Source organism: Chthoniobacter flavus Ellin428 (assembly GCF_000173075.1).
GTDB lineage: Bacteria > Verrucomicrobiota > Verrucomicrobiia > Chthoniobacterales > Chthoniobacteraceae > Chthoniobacter > Chthoniobacter flavus.
Genome location: NZ_ABVL01000015.1, coordinates 193,101 through 200,938 on the forward strand (window position 1 = coordinate 193,101; position 7,838 = coordinate 200,938).

A 7,838-nucleotide genomic window follows, 5' to 3' on the forward strand; every position below is an offset into this window, starting at 1 on the left:
GCCTGCCCTTAGCTATCCCCTGCCACTGACAACCGCTTTCGATTCAGCTTGGGACGCAGCACCAAAAGCACGCCAAAGCCAGCCAGCAGGATGAAGACCGCTGACGGCTCCGGGACAATTTCCACGGAATTGATGAAGCCGCGGAGCTCACTCGCCGAAGTACCTTCCGCGGCGACGAAGATGGAGTCCCCGGTAGAGACATTCACCGTCGCGGTATTGTATTGGTTGCCGGCGGTCCAGGTGGTGTTGCCGTTCGTACTGCTATTGCCCACCGTCGTAGACGCACTGCCGGTAAAGGCAAAGGTATCGGCACTGAGACCGGTCGAAGTGTAGAACATCACCGGGAAGCCCCCCGCGCTCGTGTTCGTGTTTCGTCCCACAAAATAAAGCGTGTAAGTGCCCGCCGTCAGGCCATCGATGCGGAACCCGATGGCCGCATTCTGGGTGGCATTGGTCCCATTCCGAAAGATACCGTCCTTGGCCACCGGCGAACTACTCGCGGTGCCATAATCACTTCCCAAGGTGGTCGCGCTGGTGCCCGTGAGCGAAGTCGAGTTGATCGCATTGGCCGCGGCAAAATCCACGATGTTATTCCCGATGGTGTCCTCCTGACCGAGATTGAGGGAAATTCCAGTGGCATCACTCCCGTCGCCAAATTTCAAGCCCGACGTAATGTCCGTGGAAGTGACGAGGTTCCAAGTGATCTCTCCGGCGGGAACAGCCCCGGTAAAATGCCCTGGACTATTGAGCGCATCCGCAGGGGCGACCAAACCTGGCGTCGTCCCGAAGTCGAGCAACAGGCTTTCCGAATATCCGAATGGAGCAAGAAAAAGCAGGATCGCGAAAACACGGGGGAATGGTGTCGAGCGCACAGGAAAATCATCACCAAAAACCCACCGCTGACAAGCGCGATGCGTGCGAATCATACTGTCCGGGAATTCGTGACAGCGCAGGATCAGACAAACGTTTCGATGATTGGACGCCCTCCTTCGTCAAAAACGGTCAACCGCGCGTCGGTATCGACCGCCAAATTGCGCGCATGCTGCAGAGCATCGAGCAGTGAAGGAAATTCCTGGACCCAGTTTTCCCCATCGCGTTTCAACGTGAAACGCCCCGTGTGGAGTTCGATATAGAGAAGGAATCGTTGGCGATTCATTTTACTCCTTTCTTTTCTGTAAAAGGTTTCGACCTCTCTGTGGGCGACGGCTGCACATCCGTCCGCACGCCTCCATGCGATCCTCTGAAGCGATGACCGGGGCTGATTAACCGAAGATCAGGGCAATCCTGTAGTTTTGAATCCGGCGATTCGCCACGCGAGCCCCCCACACAGAATTTGCATTTGCGCCGTTGTCAGATTCCACGTCGGCCTGCGAGGGTGCGCGCGTCATGGATCTCGCCCTCATCGACGCCATCGGCCCTTTTTTCCGCGGCCATTCGCGGCGCGTCATCAATTGGTCGAAGATTCCGTTTCCGCATCTCGCCACGAGTGGACCGGAGCGAGCGCCACAGTGGACGGAGATTCGCGAGGAGTTGCGCGTCTTTGCCAGCAAGGTGCGCGCGTTGGGCTTCAATGCCGCCTCGTTGGATGATGTCGCCCATCTGAGCCTGCACCCGTGGCTGGAACCGGAGGTGCGCGGGCGTAACGCCATTCTGCGTGAGGAATTCCGGCAATGTTTCGCCGTGCTGCGCGAGGCTGGGCTGCGCGTGTTTGTCACCAGCGACTTTCTCACCACCACGGCGGCGGTGGACGCCCAACTGCGCGAGCGACTCGATGCCGCGGAGACGTGGTTCGGCGAAGTCGTGGCCGCGTTTCTCGACGACTTCCCGGAGGTGGAAGGCATCATCCTGCGCATCGGCGAGAGCGATGGACTCGACGTCAGCGATCCCCTGCGCAGCCGGCTCTTCCTTCGCACTGCGGCGCAAGTGAATCGCATGCTGCACTCGCTGTTGCCCATTTTCGAGCAACACGGGCGCAAGCTCATCTTCCGCACATGGACCGTCGGCGCGCACCTCGTGGGCGATCTCATCTGGCATCGTGGCCGATTGGCCCAGGCGCTCACCGGCATCACCTCACCGGCTTTCATTCTCTCGATGAAATACGGCGAATCGGACTTCTTCCGCTACCTGCCGCTCAACCGGCATTTCTTCCGCATCGAGTTGCCGAAGATCATCGAATTTCAGGCCCGTCGCGAGTACGAGGGCGCGGGCGAGTATCCTTCCTTCATCGGCTGGGATGTGGAGCGTTATGCCCGCGAGTTGCGCGAGGCGCACAACGTCGTCGGCTTCTCCGTGTGGTGCCAGACCGGCGGATGGCACGCCTTGCGTCGCCGCGCGTTTCTCGAGCCTGCGGGCGTGTGGATCGAGCTCAATACCCTCGCGACCATTCGCGTGTTGCGCGATGGACAATCCGTGGAGGAAGTCGTCCGCGAATTCTTCGGCCCGGAACGCGCCGCGGGAGCGCTGGAACTCCTGCGCCGCGCGGAGATCGTCATCCGCGAACTGCTCTACATCGTCGAGTTCGCCGAGCAGAAGCTATACTTCCGTCGCGTGCGCATCCCGCCGTTGATCCACGTCTATTGGGATTCCGTGTTTATTCACGACGCTGTGCGCCGGGTCATCGCCCATTTTGTCCACGAGCCCGAGGAAGCCTTGCGCGAAGGCGAGGCCGCCTTCGCCAATTTCGAGCATATGCAAACGCTGGCCCGCGAACTCGCCCTGCCGGAGGAAGACATCGTCTTCATGCGCGACACCTTTGAGATGATCCTGCTCGCGCGCCGCTACTATCTGCTCCCGCCGGATCCCACGCTCGATCGCCAGATCAAGGCCGCGAAGAAAACCTACAAGAAACGGTGGCCGCGTTCGCACCGGCAGCGTTACCGCATCCGCACTTCGCTGGAAGCATCGCGGCTCGGCCGGCGCACCGTCTCATGGCTGTCCCGCTTGCTCGTTCGCCGCCAGCGCGGCTATCGCCACGTGCTCGATCGCGTCTTCACCATCCACGTGCTCTCATGGATTTATCGCCTTTTCCAGGTGCGCCATCGCAAGGCCATGCCGAAGTTCATGCGCAAGACCGCCATGGGGGTGGATTCGTTATTTCGCTAAACTTCAAGCAGGCAAGACAGTATCCCCGGGACGATGGAACTTCCCGCTCGCCCACGCGTCGCGTATGTGGCCAAGTGTCATCATGTGTGCAACGCGTGTATTCCTCTTCGTGATCAGTTCTCTGCTGGGCTTCGCCATTGCACCCACGGTGGTGAGTGGGGCCGAGGATGGCTGGCCCGAAGGCTATGTCATCGCGGAGAATTCGCAGTCGCCGAATGATCGCTATGGCGTGCTAATCCCCGGTCGCGAAACCGGCGCCGACTTGGACGAGGACAAGATCGTCAACAAGCTCGTCGATCTCAAGACGCACAAGCGTCTGTGCGTGATCCGCGGGGCTTTTTATTTCGAGGGGCAGAATCACCATGGTCTCAAGGTAAAATGGGCGCCGGATTCCAGTTGGTGCGTGGTCACTTATGAGGACCGCTATGGTTTCGGCAGCATCGCCCTCGTCGAAATCGCTGGGACCAAGTGCATCCAGAGCGACCTCGGTGGGGAAATCCAAAAATCGATGGATGCGGTGATTTCGCGCGAATCGCACAAGGTCCAAACGGAGGGCTACGGTGACGCCTTTTTCCGGCAAGGCCCCGGGCGCACCGTCCTCGTCCGCGGCACCGCCTATACGAACCCGAAAGCGTTCGAAGATCAGCCGACCAATCACGCGCGCTTCGAAGGCACCTTCGATCTTGCCGCGCACAAATGGGTCCATTCCAGCGCGACCGGTCTCGATGACTGGGACTCTTTGACGGAGGCGCTCCTCGACCAGGACGAACCCACTGAAGGCACCGATGAAGAAAAGCTCAAGTGGTTCGACGACCGCCTGAACGCGGTTTACAAAGCCGTGCGCGCGGTGCTCCCGGCGAAACGTTTCGCCGCGTTGAAGAATGAGCAACGCGACTGGGTGAAGCAACTCGAGGCGCAAAAATCCCCGGCAGACAAGATCAAGCTCATGCGCCCCCGCATCGCACAATTGCGCGACTTGCTCTGGTAAGGCGGCCCGGTCGCAAGCGAATACGCGGGAGCGCATCCCTCTGAAAAATGCGCTCTCCGTATTTTTCCGAAAAAAGTTTGTCCGGTTTGGCCCCATTTTTGCAACAGGCAGGGTATGAACCGCATTTTTACCTATCCCGCCTCTCTCTTCGCCGGTGCCGTAATGGTGCTGCTCGCCCTGGCCCCGACGAGCCAGGCCCACTACACCTCGGCCACGCCGCCCACGTCGGGTCCGACCATCCCGGGCGACAAAGCGGCGCTGGACCGTAACGGCATCGCCTACGCCCCGGAAAATGCGCCGGAATGCGTGAAGCGCGCGATCTGGGCGACGAATTTCCTGCGCAACAAGCCCTACGTCTGGGGCGGCGGTCATGAGAGCTTCTACGTAGATGGTTACGATTGCTCCGGCACGGTTTCGTTCCTCCTCCACCACGCGGGACTCATCAATTCGCCCATCGTCTCCAAGGATTTCACCGGCTACGGCACCAGCGGCAAAGGACACTGGATCACCATTTATGCGAAAGACGGACACGTCTTTGCGGTGGTCGCCGGCCTGCGCCTGGATACCACCGGCTTCGGCGGCGAAGATGGCCCACGCTGGCGGATCAATGGCCGTCCGGCCTGGGGCTTCACCGCCCGCCATCCGAATGGTCTCTGAGAGACTGTGAAAAAAGTGCCCGCGAATTACGCGAATGACACAAATGGGCGTATTTTTCATTGGCGTCATCTGTGTGATTCGCGGGCCAAATAATCTCGCTGCCGCTTTATTTCACAGTCTCTGAGACCGGCTCTGCAATTTCGGTTTAGGTTTGGTTCGCACAAAGCGTTCGGGAGTTCTTCCCAAACGCTTTGTCATTTTGGAGCGGAGCGAAGCGCCCCAGTAGCAGCATTTAAGTTCACTGGATCGAGGCTTGCCGCGGCCAATCCCCATCGCGCACGCTCGCGGGCATGCCCGCCCCCAATCTCTACGCCGTCCAACTCGACATCGTGTGGGAGGACAAAGCGGCGAACTTTCGCAAGGTCGAGGCGCTCGTCGATGCCGCGGCGCCGGCGCCGGGATCACTCGTCGTGTTGCCGGAGATGTTTTCCTGCGGATTCTCGATGAACCTCGCGGTCACGCGGCAGGGCGCGGAGCGGGAGGACGAAGCGTTCATCGCCGCGCTGGCGCGGAAGCATGGCGTATTCATCACCGGCGGAGTGGTGAGCCGGGGCGCCGGGGAAATGGGCCGCAATGATGCCGTGGTCTTTTCCCCGGAGGGAAAGCTGGTCGCGCGCTACACCAAGATTCATCCCTTCAGCGGCGGCGGCGAGTCGCAAGGACATGAAGCGGGCTCGGAGATCGTGACTTTCGAGTGGGGCGGTTTCGTCGTGGCGCCGTTCGTTTGCTACGACCTACGCTTCCCGGAAATCTTCCGCGCAGCGGCGCGCAAAGGGGCGAATCTTTTCGTCGTGATGGCGCTCTGGCCGGTGAAACGCCAGCAGCACTGGCTCACTCTGCTGCAGGCTCGCGCGATTGAGAACCAGGCCTACGCGGTCGGCGTGAATCGCGTGGGACGCGAACCGGAGCTTCTCTACGCCGGTCGTAGCGTGGTCGTCGATCCGCACGGCGTGATCATCGCCGATGCCGGCGAGCGCGAGCACATCCTGCCGGCGACGCTCGAGCCGGAGGTGGTGCATTCCTGGCGACGCGATTTCCCCGCGCTGCGCGACGCGCACTGGCCGACGGCCTGAAATCCATTTTCTCGTATGAATCCCTCCTCTGCTCCCCTGCCCGGCATCAAACAATTCGACCTCACCGGTCGCACCGCACTTATCACCGGCGGCTCGAAAGGGCTCGGTCTGGCCATGGCCGCCGGACTGGCTTCCGCCGGGGCCGATGTCGTCTTGCTCAGCCGTCACCTCGACGAAGCGCAGGCCGCCGCGGCGCGCATCGCCGCGGATTTTGGCCGGCGCGCGACGGGCCTCGTGGCGGACGTGACTTCCGCCGAGCAAGTGGAGGACGTGGTGCGCGACTGCGGTGTGATTGATATCCTCATCAATAGCGCCGGCATCAATATCCGCGGTCCCATCGACCAACTCACGCCCGAGCAATTTCGCCAGGTCATGGAGATCAACGTCACCGGCTCCTGGCTCTGCAGCCGTGCCGTGGTGCCGCAAATGAAATCGCGCGGCTGGGGACGCATCATCAATCTCGCCAGCGCCCTCGGTCTCGTCGGTCTCGCCAACCGCACCCCTTACACCGCGAGCAAGGGGGCGATCGTGCAAATGACCCGCGCGCTCGCCTTGGAAGTCGCCGGCCATGGCATCTCCGTGAACGCGCTTTGCCCGGGCCCCTTTCTCACCGACATGAACGTGCCCATCGCCGATACCGAGGAAGGCCGCAAATTCATCGTCGGCGCGACCGCGCTGAAGCGCTGGGGCGAGCTGCGCGAAATCCAGGGAGCGGCCATTTTCCTGGCCAGCGAGGCGGCCAGCTACGTCACCGGCGCCATGCTGCCTGTGGATGGTGGCTGGACGGCGCAATAAGTTTTTTCGCCACATCACGCGCCATCTCGACATAAGCCGCGCGCTACCGTAGGGTTACGACGTGTCCGCCCTCCCAGAAACCACTGGCCGAAAGCTGAAACTCTTTCAAGCTGCCGATCCGCAGAAACGCTGGTGGTCGCTCGATGAAATGCGTTTCTGCAAGAAATGCGAACACCTGTTCACCGGCCATGACATCCGGGTGACACTCAACGAGGACGAACAAGTGCAATTTCACTGTCCGACTCTCCACTGCGACGGAAAGTGGGAGGATTGGCAGTATCCGAATCTACATCTGTAGAGCCGGGAGGAAACGCCGAGGGTCGGTGGGTTTCTTCATCCTTCCGCCTTCATCCTCTTTCCCGTCTGCGTCTTTGCAGTGCCCACCCTAACCCAAGTTCGACAGTCGTTAGGGATAAAAAGCTTTTTCCGTGAGGGGATGTTGGGTTGGCTTCTGGAGAGGCGGTTGGTTGTCAGGGATTGGATGTTGTAGTGGAGACCGCCGCCTTGCTGGAGCAGAGAGGAAAGGGGCAAGCTGGGGCATGTTTTTGCGGCGCAATCGCAGACAGAAGAACGGCCAACAATACGAGTATTGGACTTTGGTGGAGAGTCACCGCACGGAGCGCGGGCCGCGGCAGCGGGTGGTGGCGACGCTAGGCAAACTGCCCGGACTCGACGAAGAGGAACGGGCCGGCTGGGAGGAGATAGCGCGTTTACTGGATGGGGATGGGGCGCCTGCGGAGCCCACGCCGCCGGGAGATCTTTTTGGATCGCCGGCCGCGCCACCGTCCCTACCGCCGCCGCAGTGGGCGCAGGTGGATCTTTCTCGCGTGCGCGTGGAACGGTTGCGGCAGTTTGGCCAGGTCTATTTAGCCTTGGCGCTTTGGCGGCGCTTGGGATTGCACGATTTTTTCTTCGCGCATCTACGGCGCGGGCGCGAGGAAATCGATTGGGCGACGGTGGCCGCCATTCTTTGTATCGGCCGGTTTTGCGCGCAGGCTTCCGAATTGGCGCTGAGCGAGCGATGGTATGGGCAGACCGCTCTCGACGACCTGCTGGGCGTTGGTGTCGAAGCGGTTTATGACAACCGGCTCTACCGCGGCCTCGATGCGCTTCTACCTTTGCGCCAGGCCCTCTTTGGTCATCTCAAGGAGCGCTACGAAAGCCTCTTTGGGCCAGCGCTTCGAGTTCCTGTTGTATGACATCACCAGCACTTACTTTGAAGG

9 protein-coding genes are annotated in these 7,838 nt (G+C 60.8%); 7 read left to right on the forward strand and 2 right to left on the reverse strand.

Going from position 1 to position 7,838, the window contains the following annotated elements; translation table 11 throughout:
• Positions 1–8: 8 nt before the first annotated feature.
• The gene (locus CFE428DRAFT_RS21880) at positions 9–872 is read right to left on the reverse strand and encodes a hypothetical protein (protein WP_131989823.1); all 864 of its coding nucleotides are present in this window, start codon (positions 870–872) and stop codon (positions 9–11) included.
• 83 nt (positions 873–955) lie between these two features.
• On the reverse strand, positions 956–1,156 hold the full coding sequence (locus CFE428DRAFT_RS21885) for a hypothetical protein (RefSeq protein WP_006981837.1): 201 nt from the start codon (positions 1,154–1,156) through the stop codon (positions 956–958).
• 230 nt (positions 1,157–1,386) lie between these two features.
• On the opposite strand from CFE428DRAFT_RS21885, the gene CFE428DRAFT_RS21890 reads away from it, so the two are divergent.
• The 7 genes from CFE428DRAFT_RS21890 to CFE428DRAFT_RS21920 all read left to right on the forward strand — a co-directional run bounded on the left by CFE428DRAFT_RS21890 (position 1,387) and on the right by CFE428DRAFT_RS21920 (position 7,814).
• Complete coding sequence (locus CFE428DRAFT_RS21890; protein WP_006981838.1) at positions 1,387–3,102, forward strand: hypothetical protein; 1,716 nt, start codon at positions 1,387–1,389, stop codon at positions 3,100–3,102.
• 109 nt (positions 3,103–3,211) lie between these two features.
• Positions 3,212–4,090: a lysozyme inhibitor LprI family protein gene (locus tag CFE428DRAFT_RS21895; protein WP_157447596.1), complete on the forward strand. Its 879-nt coding sequence runs from the start codon at positions 3,212–3,214 to the stop codon at positions 4,088–4,090.
• Positions 4,091–4,204: 114 nt separating this feature from the next.
• Positions 4,205–4,747 carry an NlpC/P60 family protein gene (locus tag CFE428DRAFT_RS21900; RefSeq protein WP_006981840.1) on the forward strand — a complete coding sequence of 181 codons (543 nt, stop codon included), beginning with the start codon at positions 4,205–4,207 and terminating at the stop codon, positions 4,745–4,747.
• Between the two features lie 290 nt (positions 4,748–5,037).
• Positions 5,038–5,820: a carbon-nitrogen family hydrolase gene (locus tag CFE428DRAFT_RS21905; protein WP_006981841.1), complete on the forward strand. Its 783-nt coding sequence runs from the start codon at positions 5,038–5,040 to the stop codon at positions 5,818–5,820.
• Between the two features lie 15 nt (positions 5,821–5,835).
• Positions 5,836–6,615 (forward strand): SDR family NAD(P)-dependent oxidoreductase, encoded by a 780-nt coding sequence (locus CFE428DRAFT_RS21910; RefSeq protein WP_006981842.1) that lies wholly within the window; start codon positions 5,836–5,838, stop codon positions 6,613–6,615.
• A gap of 61 nt (positions 6,616–6,676) precedes the next feature.
• Positions 6,677–6,913 carry a hypothetical protein gene (locus CFE428DRAFT_RS21915; protein ID WP_042725503.1) on the forward strand — a complete coding sequence of 79 codons (237 nt, stop codon included), beginning with the start codon at positions 6,677–6,679 and terminating at the stop codon, positions 6,911–6,913.
• Positions 6,914–7,154: 241 nt separating this feature from the next.
• Complete coding sequence (locus tag CFE428DRAFT_RS21920; protein ID WP_006981844.1) at positions 7,155–7,814, forward strand: hypothetical protein; 660 nt, start codon at positions 7,155–7,157, stop codon at positions 7,812–7,814.
• Positions 7,815–7,838 lie beyond the last annotated feature (24 nt).